The 18,085-nt window shown below is 34.8% G+C and carries 17 protein-coding genes; 11 read left to right on the top strand and 6 right to left on the bottom strand.

The window, feature by feature from the left end; all coding sequences use genetic code 11:
- Positions 1–39 precede the first annotated feature (39 nt).
- On the bottom strand, positions 40–477 hold the full coding sequence (locus ACX5JI_RS13660) for a hypothetical protein (RefSeq protein ID WP_459501568.1): 438 nt from the start codon (positions 475–477) through the stop codon (positions 40–42).
- A 433-nt stretch (positions 478–910) separates the two neighbouring features.
- Between ACX5JI_RS13660 and ACX5JI_RS13655 the strand changes: the two genes are divergently transcribed.
- A complete protein-coding gene (locus ACX5JI_RS13655) occupies positions 911–1,756 on the top strand; it encodes a DUF72 domain-containing protein (protein ID WP_459501567.1) in 846 nt (281 codons plus the stop codon).
- A 321-nt stretch (positions 1,757–2,077) separates the two neighbouring features.
- Here the strand turns inward: ACX5JI_RS13655 and ACX5JI_RS13650 are convergent, their stop codons facing one another.
- The 4 genes from ACX5JI_RS13650 to deoD form a co-directional block, all read right to left on the bottom strand.
- The gene (locus ACX5JI_RS13650; protein WP_459501566.1) at positions 2,078–2,272 is read right to left on the bottom strand and encodes a DUF3924 family protein; all 195 of its coding nucleotides are present in this window, start codon (positions 2,270–2,272) and stop codon (positions 2,078–2,080) included.
- Between the two features lie 128 nt (positions 2,273–2,400).
- Positions 2,401–2,931: a tyrosine-type recombinase/integrase gene (locus ACX5JI_RS13645; RefSeq protein ID WP_459501565.1), complete on the bottom strand. Its 531-nt coding sequence runs from the start codon at positions 2,929–2,931 to the stop codon at positions 2,401–2,403.
- Positions 2,932–3,038: 107 nt separating this feature from the next.
- Positions 3,039–4,853, bottom strand: coding sequence for a sensor histidine kinase (locus ACX5JI_RS13640; RefSeq protein WP_459501564.1), 1,815 nt, complete (start codon positions 4,851–4,853; stop codon positions 3,039–3,041).
- A gap of 191 nt (positions 4,854–5,044) precedes the next feature.
- Positions 5,045–5,749: a purine-nucleoside phosphorylase gene (gene deoD, locus ACX5JI_RS13635; protein ID WP_098339167.1), complete on the bottom strand. Its 705-nt coding sequence runs from the start codon at positions 5,747–5,749 to the stop codon at positions 5,045–5,047.
- 579 nt (positions 5,750–6,328) lie between these two features.
- Between deoD and ACX5JI_RS13630 the strand changes: the two genes are divergently transcribed.
- Positions 6,329–7,114 carry a DUF8832 domain-containing protein gene (locus tag ACX5JI_RS13630; RefSeq protein ID WP_459501563.1) on the top strand — a complete coding sequence of 262 codons (786 nt, stop codon included), beginning with the start codon at positions 6,329–6,331 and terminating at the stop codon, positions 7,112–7,114.
- Between the two features lie 5 nt (positions 7,115–7,119).
- Here ACX5JI_RS13630 and mprF read toward each other — a convergent pair whose 3' ends face one another.
- Positions 7,120–9,702 (bottom strand): bifunctional lysylphosphatidylglycerol flippase/synthetase MprF, encoded by a 2,583-nt coding sequence (gene mprF / locus ACX5JI_RS13625; protein WP_459501562.1) that lies wholly within the window; start codon positions 9,700–9,702, stop codon positions 7,120–7,122.
- A gap of 217 nt (positions 9,703–9,919) precedes the next feature.
- Here mprF and ACX5JI_RS13620 point away from each other — a divergent pair, with 217 nt between their 5' ends.
- The 9 genes from ACX5JI_RS13620 (at position 9,920) to ACX5JI_RS13580 (ending at position 18,078) form a co-directional block, all read left to right on the top strand.
- Positions 9,920–10,309, top strand: a complete 390-nt coding sequence (locus ACX5JI_RS13620) for a hypothetical protein (RefSeq protein ID WP_459501561.1) — start codon at positions 9,920–9,922, stop codon at positions 10,307–10,309.
- 23 nt (positions 10,310–10,332) lie between these two features.
- A complete protein-coding gene (locus ACX5JI_RS13615; protein ID WP_459501560.1) occupies positions 10,333–10,824 on the top strand; it encodes a DUF3907 family protein in 492 nt (163 codons plus the stop codon).
- Positions 10,825–11,138: 314 nt separating this feature from the next.
- Positions 11,139–12,053 carry a superoxide dismutase gene (locus tag ACX5JI_RS13610; protein WP_459501559.1) on the top strand — a complete coding sequence of 305 codons (915 nt, stop codon included), beginning with the start codon at positions 11,139–11,141 and terminating at the stop codon, positions 12,051–12,053.
- 108 nt (positions 12,054–12,161) lie between these two features.
- Positions 12,162–13,283: a D-alanyl-D-alanine carboxypeptidase family protein gene (locus ACX5JI_RS13605; RefSeq protein WP_459501558.1), complete on the top strand. Its 1,122-nt coding sequence runs from the start codon at positions 12,162–12,164 to the stop codon at positions 13,281–13,283.
- Positions 13,276–13,872 carry a spore maturation protein SpmA gene (gene spmA / locus ACX5JI_RS13600; RefSeq protein ID WP_459501557.1) on the top strand — a complete coding sequence of 199 codons (597 nt, stop codon included), beginning with the start codon at positions 13,276–13,278 and terminating at the stop codon, positions 13,870–13,872. The genes ACX5JI_RS13605 and spmA overlap by 8 nt, the downstream gene beginning before the upstream one ends.
- A complete protein-coding gene (gene spmB, locus ACX5JI_RS13595) occupies positions 13,869–14,399 on the top strand; it encodes a spore maturation protein SpmB (RefSeq protein ID WP_459501556.1) in 531 nt (176 codons plus the stop codon). Before spmA ends, spmB begins: the two co-directional genes overlap by 4 nt.
- Positions 14,400–14,686: 287 nt before the next feature.
- Positions 14,687–15,415 (top strand): 23S rRNA pseudouridine(2605) synthase RluB, encoded by a 729-nt coding sequence (gene rluB / locus ACX5JI_RS13590; RefSeq protein ID WP_459501555.1) that lies wholly within the window; start codon positions 14,687–14,689, stop codon positions 15,413–15,415.
- A 186-nt stretch (positions 15,416–15,601) separates the two neighbouring features.
- Positions 15,602–16,123 (top strand): thiol-disulfide oxidoreductase ResA, encoded by a 522-nt coding sequence (gene resA, locus ACX5JI_RS13585; RefSeq protein ID WP_459501554.1) that lies wholly within the window; start codon positions 15,602–15,604, stop codon positions 16,121–16,123.
- Positions 16,124–16,455: 332 nt separating this feature from the next.
- Entirely contained in the window at positions 16,456–18,078 is a 1,623-nt protein-coding gene (locus ACX5JI_RS13580) for a cytochrome c biogenesis ResB family protein (protein WP_459501553.1), read from the top strand.
- The last annotated feature ends 7 nt before the right edge of the window (positions 18,079–18,085 follow it).

The following is an 18,085-nucleotide window of genomic DNA, read 5'->3' as shown; positions in this document are numbered from 1 at the left end:
TCTTTTTTATATAAAGTAAAATTTTTTTCAGCTGGTGTATTATTGTAGGGTGAGACGAATGATTGCGTTCGAGTGGGATGGTGAATGATAAATAATCGAAATTGTTCCTTTACTAATTGGCTCATAAGGTAAGTCTTCTTCGTATTTACCAGTATTTTTACTATGAATGGATAGTGTAATTTCATCGATTTTTTTGTTGTTATATTGTTCTTTAATTTTTTTTGCAATTTGATTCAACTCATTACGTGAAGAAGCTTCTGTGATGAGCATTCCTTTGATAACTTTTTTTTCTTTAGCTAAGGAAGATGAGAGAGGTATTGTATTTTGTTTTGTATATAGAAGTTCATAGGGAGCTGTGTTACTGTTTTCTGCTGCTTTTGATGCAGTAGTGTATTCTAAAGTCAAAAAGAGTCCTGAGCATAAAATTACACACGATATAAGGGTGACCCAAAAGCGTATTGACAGTAAGACTTTCATTTTTATCCCTCTTTCATATTGACGTCTTCGTTATCTATCATACAAAAAAAGCATTAAGCTAGGGTAAATTTGAAGTAAAGAAACGTAAAGAAGGAGAGTCTCTAGTTATTCCTTACTAAGTGTGTTGAATTTGGAATGGAGAAAGAGGAAAAGGAAGGCGAAATAGATGTTGACTAAAGGATCAGAGTAATGAAAAAATTGAAACATATGTTTACAGTTATAAAGTTGCATTTTCTTTTCTAATTTTTTTATTTGATTTTCGTGAGATAAAGTAGTATTCTCTTGAATCATAAATAAATAACTCCTCAATTTGAAAATTATTCCATCTAATGCATCATACTTTTCTAAGATCGCTCTTAAAGAAGGTTGAAGTATTTGGTTTTGTGGATTAGGTACGTATGAATTGATAGAAATGAGATAAGGGGGTATAAGGTTGATTTCTATTGGATTAACAGGATGGGGAGATCATGATTCTTTATATACAGATTCCTATGAAAATAGAAACAAATTGCGAACATATAGTGAGTATTTTCCTATCGTTGAAGTAGACAGTTCGTTTTATGCGATGCAACCAGTTCGGAATTATAGGAAGTGGGCTGGAGAAACACCAAAAGATTTTTCATTTGTTGTTAAAGCCTATCAAGGAATGACGGGACATATGCAGGGAGAGATTCCATTTTCCAATTCCGATGAGATGTTTGAAATCTTTAAACAATCGATTATTCCGCTTCAAGAGGAACATAAATTAAAGGCGATATTATTTCAATACCCACCTTGGTTTGATTGTCAAAAGAAAAATGTCGATTTACTTCGTTATACAAAAGAGAAAATGAAAGGATTACCGTGTGCCATAGAGTTTCGGAATCAAACGTGGTTTAATCCAAATATGCATGATAAGACATTACAATTTTTAGAACAGGAAAAATGGATTCATACGATTTGCGATGAACCACAAGCTGGAATTGGTTCTGTCCCACTTGTATTAGAGGCAACGCATTCTGAAATGACGCTCGTCCGTTTTCATGGTCGCAATATTCACGGATGGCTTGATAAAGGCGAAAATTGGCGGGCTGTACGATGCTTGTATCGTTATAATAGGAAAGAGCTTGAGGAATGGGTAGAAAGGCTACAAGTATTGCAGAAAAAGACAAAGAACATATACGTATTATTTAATAATAATTCAGGCGGAGATGCTGCTGATAATGCAAAGCAACTTATGACGATGATGCATATTACATACGGCGAACCTAAACCAGAACAACTCAATTTATTTGAATAAATATAGAAACGAAAAACACTGTACAAACAGGGGGAATGTACAGTGTTTTTCTTTATGAAAAAGAGGGGTAACAATGTTACTGAGCGTTTGGTTGATTCATCAATTGTTGGCTTCGTATTAAATGATAATGGTTATCATTATCATTGTCAATAGTTTTTTAGAAATAAAATAAAAAATTTCCTTAATTCTACGAAATATAAAATGAAACTTTAGTCAATAGGGGGCTTCATCCCCGCTGATTATTAGCCCTCACTAATCGGGCTTTTGTGGGATAAATAAAATAAGAAGCTAGGGAAGGGGACAATTGAAAAAGAACAGCTGTTAGCGCTGTTCTTTCTCAGTTACATATTGTTGTAAATCAAATGGAGTTATTTCTTGAATAAACTCTCTTGAGATAAGAGATTGAACGAGTGTACTTTCTGAAATTATAGTACCTGTTTTCTTTTGATAGGCTTGTTGTAATAATTCAAGCTTTTCTGCCGTTTCTTTTGGTAATTCAATTGTTAATGTGTTCATAATTTCTCCCCCTTATTACTAGAGTACCACTACAAAATAGGAGAAACAAGAAAAGAGAATATGAAATATAAAAAAGGTTGCCAAGTTTAAACTTGGTAACCTTTTTTATGTATAAGCTTATGTTTTTGTTATGCGATCCCGATATATTTTAAAGTTTTTGATGGGGTGCTATGATCAAAGAAGTGTTGTAAAAATGCAATATCAACACCGGATTTGTATGCACAGTATCCCCAAGTTTTTCGAAGTGTATGTGAGCTAATCCCTTCTAAACCAACTTCTTTTGCAGCTTTGTTTAAAATATACCATGCATGCTGCCTTGTAATAGATTTTGTTCCTTTTTGTGACTTTAATAATGGTTCATTTCGTTTCCATGTTTTACGTTCTTTCATGTAATCTTCGATTGCATGCTGTAAGTCTTCGTTTACAGCAAACCATTTATGTTTTTTTACTTTTTCATTGTAAAATAAAATGGAGTGACGAACATTTTCATCTTCATCGATGACATCACCGACTTTTAGTTGTAAAATTTCGCTTACTTTGAGACCGGAATTTACAGCTAGTACGAATAATAAACCATCACGTTTGGAAGATTGTAAAAGTATATTTTTGATTTTTTCTAATTGGTTTTCATTTTGAATAGGTTGTCCTGCTTGTTTCATTTCACGCACTCTCCTCTTTTGTGTTTGTAAAGGAAAGGATTAACTTAGTTCCTACTATAAAGGGGGAGTGTGAAATTCATGTGAACTCCTAGTGAAATTAAGACAAATTATTTGACTTCTTTTACTTTTTGTAAATCAAAATAAAAAACGACGCTATCGTTGGTGTTATATACACCGTATTCGGCATGATGAAGTTCCAAAATATTTTTTACAATTGATAGACCAAGTCCAGTTCCTCCGGTATGACGGCTACGTGAAGCATCTAGACGATAGAAGCGGTCCCATATTTTCTGTAAACTTTCATCTGGAATTGGATTACCGGTGTTCTCAATTTCTACTTTTACTTTTTCCTCATTTTCTATGACGCGAATATAAATTTCTTTCCCATCAGGTGTGTAACGAATTGCATTGCTGAGTAAATTGACAACAACTTGCTCAATGCGGTTACGATTCGCTTCAACGTATATAGCGGGATTTGCATCAATTTCTACTTGTAATTTTTTTTCTTCCATACTAAATAATAATTTTGTATAGACTTGGTGGACTAGTTCCCCAAGTGAAAAAGGGTTCATTTCGAGTTTATACGTGCCAGATTCTAATTTTGCTAATTCTAGCATTTCGACGATGAGTCGATTCATATTTTCGGTTTCGTCCAAAATAACGTCTGTATAGTAAGTGGTATCTTTGCTGACGCCATCTTTAATCCCTTCGGCAAAGCTTCTAATAACACTTAGTGGTGTTTTTAATTCATGAGATACGCCAGAAATAAATTCTTTCCTAGTTTTCTCCAATTGACGTTCACGTTCGATATCTTGTTGTAATTTTGTATTCGCAACGTTTAATCGATCTATTCGATCTTTTAAGTTTACGGATAGTGTATTAATACTACTAGATAAACCACCAATTTCATCATCTGCTGAAATTGGTAATTTTTCAGTGAAATCAAAATTAGCCATTTTTTTTGTCACTCGATTCATTTTAATAAGCGGTTTAACAATAATTTTTGAATAATAAAAAGATAATAAAATAATAACGAGAAATACGATAATTAAGGCATAGACGTAATAATCTTTTAAAACGAGCATAGCCTCATTAACAGGCTGTAAAGAAGTCATTGCAAAAGCAAACTCTTTAATTTTCCCGTTTTCTAGGACCGGTTTGACAAAAATCTGGCTTTTTCCATTCTCTTCTTCTCCAATTGTGAATGTTGTTAATTCGTTTGAATTTGTTTTCCCTAATACTACAGATAATTCCCAATGCTGAATTCCTTGTAACGTCTCCAAATTATTTGCGAGGCGAAGGTCATTTTTGGAAGGAAGGTGTATTTTAGATACAGTCCCTTCAAAAGTATGAATGCCCAACCTTGTATCCTTTGCGTATTTATTTTTCTTAGCGTTTGTCCAATCGATATCGAATAATTTAAAGTCAGAAATGATATTATCATTTTTCCATGAATTATAGCGAGTTGTAATAGTAACAGGTATAATCACATCTTGTTTTAAAATTCCATCGACAAGAATGACATCGTTAGCTTTCAACTGTAAATTTGTAAATTTAGTATATTCATCGATGGTTAAAATATTGTTGAGTGGAATCGAATATGTTTTATTAGATTTATCCACAATTTCAATATAGTAATTATTTTCATCTTTTATAATTCCATTTGGATCTAATAAAACAACGTCAGCATTTGTTTTTTCATGAAATTCTTGTTTGAGTTTTCTGATGTCCTCAAATGTTCCATCGCTCTTTTCATAACTTGATAAAAATTTTTCAAAAGCAGTCTGGACGGTTTGGATTTTTTTATTGATATAAAATTTTTCTAAAAATAATGATTGTCCAAGGAAAAAAAGGAGGAAGGTAACAGTAAATAATGTTGATGTTAATAAAAATAGTTTAAAGACAATACTTCTTTTTTTCACTTCTTCACCTCACAAAAATAATTGCGTAAATATTTTCTTATTATAACAAACGATAATAGAAAGTAGGAGTTGAAAATTTGTCTCTATGTAGAGCAGTTTTTTATAAAAAGTCATATAAAGTCAACAATTCACTTTAGAAAAGCAATAAAAAAGAACTCGTCAGACGTAGGACAAGTTCTTTTTTTGCATGATTATTGAATTGCCGCGTCTAAAGCAATTTCAATCATTTCGTTAAATGTAGTTTGACGCTCTTCAGATGTTGTTTCTTCTCCAGTGAAAATATGATCACTTACTGTTAATACAGATAATGCATTTACACCGTATTTAGCTGCTAATGTATAAAGAGCAGTTGTTTCCATTTCTACAGCTAATACACCGTATTCACCCAGTTTTTTCACCATATCCATGCTTTCACGATAGAATACATCTGCAGTTAAAACATTACCAACGCGAACGTGCAGCCCTTTTTCTGTTCCTGCATCATATGCTTTCTTTAAAAGATCGAAGTTTGCAGCTGGTGCAAAATCAAATCCAGGGAATGTTAAACGGTTCATGTTAGAGTCTGTACAAGCTGTCATTGCAATAATTACGTCACGTACTTTTACATCTTTTTGAATCGCGCCACATGTTCCAACACGAATTAAATTTTTCACTCCATAGCTTTGGATAAGTTCGTTAACGTAAATAGAGATAGATGGAACACCCATACCTGTACCTTGAACAGAGACACGTTTTCCTTTATAAGTTCCAGTAAACCCTAACATACCGCGTACGTTGTTATAGCAAGTTACATCCTCTAAAAATGTTTCTGCAATATATTTTGCACGTAGTGGGTCACCAGGTAGTAAAATAGATTCAGCAATTTCACCTTGTTTTGCTTCAATATGAACGCTCATAAAAATCCTCCTTGTTATGTATGGATATAAATCGACATCATTTGCATTATACACTAGGAATTCTATCAAGTGAACTGCTTGCCATAATAATGCGTAAAACAGAGAATTTCTCAGTTCTCATAACGAAAATAACCTTTCACCTTCACAAGCATTATTTTTCGTAATCCCTTGCGATAGATGACTTGCAAATAGGAATGCTTTCAGGTAGCTTGTTAATTTTATGAGTGGAAGGGAAGTGCTTTGTTTTCGCATTTTATTTGTCCGCTCAACTAATCACTTGTTAAAAAACATAATTAGAGTATAACAATGAAACGTACGTTTCGTTGCACGAAAAGTTGATACATATCGAGGTCTATTTGTTGATGCGTTACACTTGCAGATAAGTTTCGAGGGATGCCTTTTAGTTTTGTAATATATATAAGACAAACTTTTTTTAATAATTTGGCGTTATTTTCTTTTAGTTGGAGGATTTCACTTTATTTTTTAGAGGATTTTTATAAAAAAAATAGAATGAATTTTTAAACAATATCCCGAGCGTTGTTGTAATTATCTGGATGATTTTGTAACTTATAAAATAGTATGGCAGGTGATGGTTTGAAAAATCTTGTCATGGGGTTAATCGCTTTATTACTTATTGTAGCCGGTGGAATCTACATGCAAAAGTATAAAGGAACGAAAGAAACAGCCGGGGACATTCAAGAAGTAAAGTGGGATATGGAAAATAGAAAGGGAAATGAAAAAGTAGCTATTACATTTCAATTGTTTAATAAAGATAACAATGAAATTCGTGGAGTGAACGATCATATTCGGGCTATTATTGTGGACGAACAGTTAAAGGGGATTCAACAAATCACTCCTGCGTTTGCTGGAAGTGGTTCGTATCAGTTATCGGCAAGCGGAATGAAGGAAGGGAAAGGTTATACGATTTTCTTATATGAGGATTATGATAAAACAGAACAGTTCTTTTCTAAGAAAGACTTTGGAGGAGAGGGAAAAGCGCAGAAACAAAAGGGATTAACAAAAGATACAGTGTTGACAAAAAAAATAGGTGAGTATGAAATGTCACTTTTATTTGAAACGTTATACCCTAATGAAGCGGCTACATTGACATTTCAGTTGCAAATGAAAAAAGGAGAACGGGTGCAATTTAGCTCAAGGACTAAAGAACATGCCACACTTTATATTGTAGATGAGAAACGAGAACATTTTTTATATGCAGTCCCTGTAAATGAAGAAGAACAATTGCAATATCGTATTACATTCCCGGAGGAAGGAACTTATAAAATGTGGGGCACATTTTATATAAACGGAAAAAAGTATGAAAAGGAATTTATTCTCCAAGTTCAGAAACGAAAAAGCAACTAGTGATGCTAGTTGCTTTTTCGTTTTCCTATTAACTTTGTTACGGCAAGCATTGTAATTGGTAAGGAATGATTTTTTCGGAATGCTAAATATTTTCCGCCCCAAGTTGGTTTATATTTTTCTTTAAAATGTCGTAATCCACTAAAACTATACGTGTAACGAACATTGTTGAAAATTGCTGCAGCAACTCGTTCAGACCAAAAAGATTGTGCTGATAGACCTACATTAGAGAGCGGAGCCATACCGATATTAAAGGAATGATAATTGTTTTCTTTTGACCATTGGAATAAATGAATGAAAATTGCATCCATAATTCCGCCAGGTGCATCTGGATAATAGCGCATTAAATCAACAGAAATTGTACCACTTTGGTAAACAGGCATAAATGTTGTAAAGGCAATAATTTTCCCTTGAGAATCAGATAAGGTTGCAACAGGCGCACGATTTATATAGGCACGATCAAAGTATCCAAGAGAAAAGCTTTTTTCTTTTTTTCCACCAAGCCAAGCGTCTGAGACTGTTTTTAATTCCGCATACAGTTCATCTGAAAAAGGTGGTTGATGGATAGAGAAAGTATAGCCTTCTCGTTCGAAACGGTTAAAAGTTGCACGTAACCCAGCACGTTTTTTACCTGATATAGTAAATGTATTTAAATCAACAACAGCCTCTTCACCAAGTTTAAAGAAATTATAGCCAAAATCATGATATAAGCTCATCCATTTACTTTCAATTTGATAGAAGACACAAATACATCCAAATCGATCTGCCTCGGCTAAAAATTCTTCCAGCACCTTACGGAAGGAAGAAGGATCTCCGATTGGATCGCCTAGTACAACGAGGCGTTTTCCAGCTGGTGAAAATAAAAGAAGTGCTTTACCATCACTACTAAAAAAGAATTGTTTATCTCCAAGAAATCCTAAATGACTTAGCACATTTCCGCCGTATTCATCTAAGAAGTTTTGCAGACGTTTATCGTTTGCGGGTTGCCCAGGAAATACACTACGATAGCGATTGGCAATAAGAGAACCAATGAGTAAAAAGGTTGGAACAAAGAAAGCGGCTGCAAGTGCACTTCGCTTCACTTGTGTAATATTACGAACAACAAAATCTGGCTTAAAAACTTCTTTTGCTCCAGCAAATAGAATACCTAAGTTTTTATACAAATATAATGTTAGTAGTAAAAAGATAAAAAATTTCACTACATCTGAAAATGAAATTTCTATTTTCTCACGTACAAATCGCTTGCGCAGCATATATAATACCGCAAGTACGATTAGCAAAATAAAAGTCTCTTCAATATCAATTCCTTTTAACGTATTAAAAATGGCTGCTCCAATTAAAGAAACAATCGTCATATAGTAGGAACGTTTTGTTCCATGATAAATACCTTTTGATAGAATAAGGAGTAGAATTCCAAATGTTAATGATAAGCTAAACGAAAATTGAATGAGATGTTTTGGAGCTAAAATATGTAATGCATGAGCACGATTTATACTTGTCGGTAAAATAGTTGATAAAATGACCATTAGGCCGGCAAAGACCGTTAAAGCTGCTGATGCCCATGAACCTAGTTTGCCTAAAAAATCACGTTGTAATGTCCAAATGACACCTGTTGTTTCTAAGGCAGGTGCAATAAATGGTTTATCTTCAATCTTTTTTAGAGCAGCTCCAGTCATTTCAAAAGCTGCGAAGATTAAACCAAGGCAAAATGGTAAAATGTAGTATACAAGTCGGTATAACAACATGGCAGGTAATAGCACACCCGTATCAATACCGTATTGTCCCATGCCAGTTAAAAAGACAAGATCAAATGAACCGAGACCACCTGGTACAAGACTAACAACACCTGCTAATGCAGCAATAACATAGACACCTAAAAACTTTTGGAAATCAATATGAATTCCAAATAAAAGTAAAATGACATACATAACGATTCCAGCAGAAACCCATTCCATTAAAGAAACAAGTGAATATAGAACAGTGGGATTTTTCTCCTTTTTTTCTTCTTGCCCTTCTATATGTTGCCTTTTTCGATTTTTAATCTTGGAGAATCCAATATAAAGTGGTACAAAAAGGGCAAAAAAGATGAGGACAGGCCATAGCCAAGGTTTTTCATGTAAAATAAAACTTGTATCTAGTATTCCTATTAGACCGAGGAATGAGAGAAGGGATAACCCATTTATAAAAGCAGTTGTCATCCAAGCGATGCTTTTGATAAGATCACCGTTCTCTTTTACATGAGGCCGATATAACATTGTCCGTATACCTGCTCCAACAAGTCCACCAAAACCGATAAATCCATTTAAGGTGTTAGCAATCCAAGAAACACGGAAGATTTTTTGAATAGGTATATCTGCTTTTAAATAGCGGAGCATCACAAAGTCATAAAAGAACATTGTTGAAACAGCAAATGCACCGAGTGTAATTGCTAAAAAGACTCCTCCAGTTGGTATGTTTTTAATTGTTTCAATTGCTTCTCGAAATGAAATGCCAGACAATTCTTTCCGAGCTTGGACAAATACAATTGCCAAGATAACAAATGGGAAAATGATTTTTCCAATTTGTAAGAAACGCTTCCACGAAAACGACATAAATACAACTCTCCTTGCATAAGAAAACTGAGACAATATTCTTATTATGACAAACTTCATGAAAAATAAAAAGGTAAATTGCAGGATATGAAGACTATTTTTCATATAGATGTGAATCTATTATACATTTTCATAAAGAATGTATAATAGATTTGTGTTTTGTTTATTTAGAAAATTAAGTTAAAATAGAGCGAAATAAGGAAGAGAGGGAAAGCGTATGATGATAATAGGTTACAAAGGCTATGAGCTAGAAAAGGCACAGCCTAATACATCAGAGGATTTCTTTAATCGATCTGAAGTAACTTATATTTTGGGAGAACAAGAAAAAACGTTTTCTGTATTATACTTGCGTTATTTTGAAGAAATTTCACAAGAAATTACTCCGTTTGAAGGAAATCCAGTTTTTAAAATAGAAGAACAAGACATATATTTACGTGATATTGTTGCTCTAGCTTGTTTTATTAAAAATAAAGAACTTCGTGGGCAAAAGCGAGTATATATTAATACAATAGAAGATTTTCAAAAATATTTCGATGATAAAACAGTGATAAAAGTACAAGACATAATGGCTACGTTACATAAAAATAAAAAAGTAGAAATAGCGTAAAATCACAAAGGGGAGAAAAGGATATGTCTAATTCAATGGTTGAAAATCAAACGCATCAAATATCTGAATTTTTAGAAGAAGCTATTGGTTTAATGAAGGATTTTGTTAATTATCATACACTGCCTTCTTTATTAGAAGAATCACCAGATGGGAATAAACATTATTATGAAGGACTATTATCATCACTAAGACGACTCCTTGTGTTTTGTGAAGAAGGATTGGATGCGTGCCTTGTTTTGCTGAATAGTCAACCATTTCGAAAAACGGCTGCCGAGAAGACATTATATAAAATTTATCATCAAGTAATTGCTGAGTTTTTTTCACCAAAAAGTGATCAGTGGTATGAAAATAGTCGCTCGGCATATACAGGGAAAAATTCTATTGTTTTTCAACAAATTCCACCTGCCTCAGTTGAAAAAGTAATGCAGAAATTAGAAGGTAAGTTCCAAACGATGCGTGAGGAGCTGGAGTATTATGAAACCGATTATCAAACGAAGATGTTACACAAGTATTAATAAGACTATTGAGGGGGCAAGAAGAGAAGTGTTTAGGTTCTTTTGTAGTCTCATGCAAAGTAAGAATCAAAATAGAATGTGAGTGGAAAGCAGTCTATTTCATAGCTGTGATTTATATGTTGGGAATTTAAATTGGATATATACAATAAGGCGATGGAGAATCGACTGTCCTGCATTGTAAGGATGAATAGGGAAATAGAAAATATGTAAAGAAGCTAGCGAAGGGCTAGCTTCTTTTGCTGTTTTGAACGGTATATACGATGCGGACGCTGAATATAGTTAAAGTGGATAGCATCAAGGAGGTGTCGCGCTATATGAACCAACAAAGTGTATTAACAGATTACTTTCATGAAGTAGAAAGTTGGTGTGAAAGTGTTCTTCATGTATTAGATAGTCGTGCAACTGAAGTGTATGACGTCCATATGCTTGCCTATAAAATTCAAATGCTATTAGACCGTATGAAAGAAAATAAGGATGAAACAGACGCTGAATTATTGTATGAGATAAGTGATGATGTGGAACATATTCAGAGTCATTTACAAGAGGTATTCATGCAAGAAAATGAACAATATGAGTTGTATGAAAGAGCATATACGGAGCGATCTGTTCCAATTGGGGGCCACACGCTTCCTCCACTACCCTATCCATACAATGCGCTAGAACCATATATTTCTCGAGACATTATGATATTGCATCATGATAAGCATCATCGTAGTTATGTAGAAGGACTGAATAAAGCAGAAAAAATGATGGAAGAAGCAAGAAAAACAAACAAATTTGACTTGATAAAGCATTGGGAAAGGGAAGCGGCTTTTCACGGTTCAGGTCATTATTTACACACGATATTTTGGAATAATATGAAAAAAGATGGGGGTGGAAGTCCAAGAGGTACATTATCTCGACAAATTGAGAAAGATTTTGGAAGCTTTTTACGCTTTCAAAAGCATTTTACAGAAGCTGCATCGAAAGTAGAAGGATCTGGATGGGCGATTCTTGTGTGGGTACCTCGTTCAGGAAGATTAGAAATTTTACAAAGTACCCTTCATCAATTATTCACACAGTGGGATACAATACCGTTACTTGTGCTTGATGTATGGGAACATGCATATTATTTGCAGTACCAAAATCGAAAAGATGAGTACATTAAAAATTGGTGGAATGTTGTAAATTGGTCGGATGTTGAAAAGCGATTTGAAAGTGCGAAACAGTTGGAATGGACACCGTATTAGACGCATATTTGTGCGTCTTTTTTGCGGGTATAGAAAAGAATATTTCGTTCATATTTTAAAGGGCCAAGCATACACTTGTACAAAAAGTGCCAAAAGGACGTGGGGAATATGAGGCGAATTTGGATTGTAATTGCATGCATTATAATGTGGATAAGTATTATACCGATTCATACATATGCACAAATGAATGGTGTAAGTGCTCATAATGCCATATTGATGGAAGAACATTCAGGCCGTGTGCTATATGGGAAATTAGAACACGAATCACAAAAGATTGCTAGCATCACGAAAATTATGACCGCCTTGCTCGCTGCTGAATCAGGGAGAATGAAAGAAGCAGTGCCAATTAGTGATAAAGCTGTTCGAGTAGAGGGTTCGGCCATTTATTTAAAACCTGGACAAAAAGTACTACTAGAGGATTTAGTTTATGGTTTAATGCTTCGCTCAGGTAATGATGCAGCACAAGCAATTGCTGAAAATGTTGGGGGAAGTATAGAGGGATTTGTGTATTTGATGAACGAAAAGGCGAAACAAATCGGAATGAAAGATACGCATTTTTCCAATCCGCATGGTTTAGATGGGGATGGCACGCACTATTCGTCTGCATATGATATGGCACTTTTAACACGTTATGCAATGGGAAATGAGACGTTTCGAAAAATTTTTGGAACAAAAAAATATCAATCAAAAACCTGGGATTATCCTTGGAAAAACAAGCATAAACTTGTAACTTCTTATTATGAATTTGCAACAGGAGGAAAGACGGGGTTTACAAAAAAGGCTGGGCGTACACTTGTTACAACGGCTTCGAAAGATGGATTGGATTTAATTGTAGTGACGCTTAATGCGTCTAATGATTGGGACGACCATATGTCTTTATTTGATCAAGGATTTAAACAATATGAGTTAACGAAAGTTTTAGGGCAAGGAGCCCTCCCTGGACTGCAGGAAAAAAAATATACAAATCATGTTTATACAAAAAATGCTTTCTCTGTACCACTAACGAAAGAGGAGAAAACACAAGTTTTGGTAAAGGTTGAACTTGATAAAAATGCAAAGTTAAAAAATGGAGAGAAAGTAGGGAAAACAAGTATTTATGTAGGTAACGAGAAAGTAGGCGAGCGCAATTTATTTTATAGCAAACGAAAGCTAGTTGCCACAACTGGAGTATATTGGAACGACGTAAGAGAAATCTTTTCTCATATGTTAGGTGTTGGAACAGATGGTTAATCTCGTATGGGTAGCGATGGCGGTCATTGGGATTGTGTATGCCATGATAAATGGAACGATGGAAGAAGTGAATAAAGCAGTCTTTGAAGGGTCAAAAGATGCAGTAACAATTTGTATTGGGCTAATTAGTGTTTTAGTCTTTTGGCTCGGTTTAATGAAAATTGCTGAAGAAGCAGGCTTATTAAAGAAGTTAGTCTCATTTTTTATGCCCGTTGTAAAAAAATTGTTTCCAGAAGTACCAAAAGACCACCCTTCGATGGGATTTATCTTGTCAAATATGATGGCAAACTTTTTTGGATTAGGAAACGCAGCAACACCACTTGGTATTAAGGCTATGGAACAGCTTAAGGAACTGAATGGGGGAAAGGATTCTGCAAGTCGTTCTATGGTGACATTTTTAGCTTTGAATACATCAGCTATTACGCTGATTCCAACTACAGTGATTTCTATTCGAATGACATATGAATCGGCGAACCCGACTGAAATTGTAGGGGTTACATTTGTAGCGCAAGTACTTTCCATGATTGGAGCCATTTGGATTGACCGCTATTTTTACCGAAGACGGAGTAGAAAGGGGCGGAAAAAGTGAGTATTGTGAATACAATTTCATTGTGGGTGATTCCGTGTGTAATTGGTTTTATTTTATTGTACGGCACGATCAAAAAAGTTCCAACGTACGAATCATTTGTAGAAGGTGGAAAAGAAGGGATTCAAATTGCCATCTCTATTCTGCCATTTATGGTAGGTATGCTTGTATCTATTTCTATTTTTAGAGCATCAGGTGCGTTAGATGCGATGATATCGGTAATGAAACCGATGTTAGATATGATTCATGTACCAGCGGAAATTGTCCCCCTTGCACTTATACGACCGATTTCTGGATCGGCGGGTTTAAGTATTACGACAGATTTAATCGCTACATATGGACCGGATTCATTTATTGGAAGATTAGCGTCTACGATGCAAGGTAGCACAGATACAACGTTTTATATTTTAACAGTGTATTTTGGCGCTGTTGGAATTCGTAAAATGGGGGACGCATTAAAGGTTGGATTATTTGCTGATTTAATAGGTATCGTTTGTTCAATCGTATTTGTTTCTTTATTGTTTCATTAAAGCTATTCATTTTTTACGTCTATTCGCTTATAATACGTATACGACCACTATTAAGGCGTAGCTTAATAGTGGTTTTTTTGTGGGATATTTTTGACAAAATAATGAACTTTTGTTGTGAACAACTGTATGAATGTAAACAATAATAAAGGGTAAAAGTAGCATTCAACCTTTAGCGGTTTGCACTATAGGCATGTTGTTTATGATAGACGAGGAGAATCGCAGTAAACCTTAGGCGGTTGCCAAGTCTTTCTAATGAAGGTAAGATAAATTTGAGGTGAATTAAGGAAATGGAACGATTACAAAAAGTGATTGCGCAAGCTGGAATTGCGTCAAGAAGAAAAGCTGAAGAGCTTATTCAGCAAGGAAAAGTGAAAGTTAACGGTAAAGTAGTGACTGAGTTAGGAACAAAGGTAACTCCTCAAGATAAAGTAGAAGTAAATAATGTTCCTCTTGAAAAAGAAGAACCTGTGTATTTCTTACTATATAAACCAACTGGTGTTATTTCGAGTGTATCAGATGACAAAGGAAGAAAAGTTGTTACAGACTTTTTCCCTGAAATCAAACAGCGTCTATTCCCAATCGGTCGTTTAGATTATGATACGTCTGGTGTACTCCTTATGACAAACGATGGTGACTTTGCCAACATATTAATGCATCCAAAATATAAAGTTGAGAAAACATATGTTGCAAAAGTAAAAGGGCCATTAACAGGAGAGAAAATTCGAATGTTAGAAAAAGGTGTTGTATTAGAAGATGGAAAGACAGCGCCAGCACGTGTGAAAATTCTTTCTTGGGATAAACGCAAAGAGATGGCAATTGTACAATTAACGATCCATGAAGGACGTAATCGTCAAGTTCGCCGCATGTTCGAAGCGCTTGGATGTAAAGTAATGAAATTAAAACGTGAACGCTATGCTTTCCTAGAAGCAGGAAGCCTGCGCCCAGGTGATGCGAGAGAATTGTCACCTCACGAAGTAAAACAACTACGTGCGCTTGCTTCTACAAAACCGAGATAAGTGGTAAAGTGAAACTTCCGTCCGTGGAGGAGTTTCATCTCCGCACGGATGGTTAGTTAAACCAATCTTTTTGCAAGTCGTTATGAAGACATATATACAAAAAGAAATGAATGCTCGAAGTAAGAGACAAGTTAGTAGTTACAGAAATTGTTTACATGCAAATTCATCAAAGAGAGGGGAGCGAGTATGAAGAAAAATCGCTTACTATTTCGCATTCTGATTTTGCTTATTTTAAGCGTGGCAGTAGGGTTTACACTTTATCAAGGTTTTTTTGTTGATAAGGAAAAAATGCAAATCGGGAAAAAAGCACCTAACTTTGTTGTTACAGATTTAGAAGGAAAGAAAATGGAGTTAAATGACCTGAAAGGAAAAGGTGTGTTTTTAAACTTTTGGGGAACGTGGTGCAAACCGTGTGAAAAAGAAATGCCTTATATGAATGAATTATATCCTAAATATAAAGAAAAAGGCGTTGAAATCATTGCGTTAGATGCAGATGAAACGAATATTGCAGTGAAAAACTTTGTGAATCAATATGGACTAAAGTTCCCTGTTGCAATTGATAAAGGGCAAGAAATAATTGGTACATATGGCGTTGGTCCACTCCCAACAACATTTCTAATTGATAAAGAAGGAAAGGTAATGGAGAAAATTACTGGTACACAAACGAAGGAACAAATGGAGGAATATTTAAAGAAAATTACTCCTTAATAAAGATATATGAATCCAAATTAAAAAACGCACATCAAACCATTCTTTTCAGGTGGATGAGAGGATCCGGCCATGGATAGAAGCGGTCAGTGCCTTTTTTAGTCCCATTCCATGTGAAAACAGAAGGAGAAAATGAGTGAAGGTCTCTGTCTGTTCTTCATAACCATCATGTATCTGTTAGAAAATCAAATTGGATTTATATATACATAATGTGGCAGTAAGTTTGAGAGATGAGGGTGCTTTGCTTCGTCTTGGTTCCCGTTTTGAAAATTCTGATTATTGAGGTAACTTGTGCTTAGGGGGTACAATAGAAACAAAAGGCGGTGAGGACGTTGGAACAGATAAAGTGTGAATGTGGGCATGTAAATCCAATAGGCACAATTTTTTGTGAAGCTTGTGGAAAACCTTTTGAAAACAAGGAAAATACAAGATTATTAGATATGCGATATGAGGGGAGTGCTAGGCGCTCTATTACTCATACAAAAACGATAGTGGATAAAGTTTGGCGTTTTTTTTCATCTGTAAAAGTAGGGATATGGCTTATTGTTATCACTCTATTAGCATCAGCTGTTGGAACGATATTTCCACAAGAAATGTATATACCTCCGGGTGTTACGCCGAGTGAATATTATGAACAGGAATATGGTTTTTTAGGACAATTGTATTATCAATTAGGATTTAACAAGTTATATAGCTCATGGTGGTATATGATTTTAATTGCTTCCATTGGCGTATCGCTTGTGATTTGTAGTTTAGATCGTGTAATTCCGCTTTATAAAGCTTTAAAAAAACAGGGAGTAAAAAGACACCCAAGTTTTTTAAAAAGACAAAGATTGTATGGGACAGGCTCCGCGAAAGAGGGGGATTTAGAACAGATTCAAACGAATTTAATGAAGAGAAACTATAATGTAAGGGCTGAAGGCGAAAATATTTTAGCGGAAAAAGGAAGATTTTCGCGCTGGGGTCCGTATGTGAATCATATCGGTCTTATTATTTTTCTATTCGGAGCAATGTTACGATTCCTTCCGAGTATGTATGTGGATGAATCGCTATGGCTACGCGATGGGGAAACGAGAGAGATACCAGGAACAGATGGGAAATATTATTTGAAGAACGAAAAGTTTATAAAAGAAGTTTATGATAAAGATAAAGATGCTAAAGTATTTAATGATGCGATTGATCGTGTAGGCGATAAAATGATTGCTAAAAACTATCAAACAAATGCTGTATTGTATAAAACTGTAGGGGAAAATATTGCAGGGCAAAAACCGAAGTTAGAAAAGGTAAAGGAAAGTGCAATTAGAGTAAATGAACCGCTCAAGTTTGATCAGTTTGCCATATATCAACTTGATTTTAAAGAGAACGAGTTTAGTAGTATGTCGTTTACTTTGCAGAAAAAAGATAATAATCAAAAGTGGGGACCTATTACTGTTAACTTAGAAAATCCAAAAGAAACATACGATTTAGGAGATGGGTATTCTATAAAGTTATTAAGTTATTTTCCTGATTTTTATTTTGATGAGAATGGTCAACCGAATACAAAAACAAAGATTCCAAACAACCCAGCTTTCGTTTTTAAAATGTTTACACCAGAGACGCCAAAAGGAGAAGTAAGTTTTGTAGGTATACAACAAAATATAGAACCAGAAGGAAACAATCAATATAAAATGACCTTTGCTGGGGTAGAAATGCGAAATGCAACGGGGCTTATTGTAAGAAAAGATTTGACACTGTGGATTTTAGGGGTCGGAGGATTTATTTTCATGGTTGGTGTAATTCAAGGGATGTACTGGAACCATCGTCGCATCTGGATACAACGTGTTAAAGATGAATGGTGGATTGCCGGGCATACAAATAAAAATTGGTTTGGCTTGCGGAAAGATATCGAGAAAGTCCTTGAAGGAACAACAATTCCACAACCATTCGACAAAGTAAATGATCAAAAAATTAGTTAAGGTGGGG

The organism is Bacillus sp. C1, from assembly GCF_054570475.1.
The sequence above is the reverse complement of the archived record's forward strand: the minus strand, read 5'-3'. Positions and strand labels throughout refer to the sequence as shown.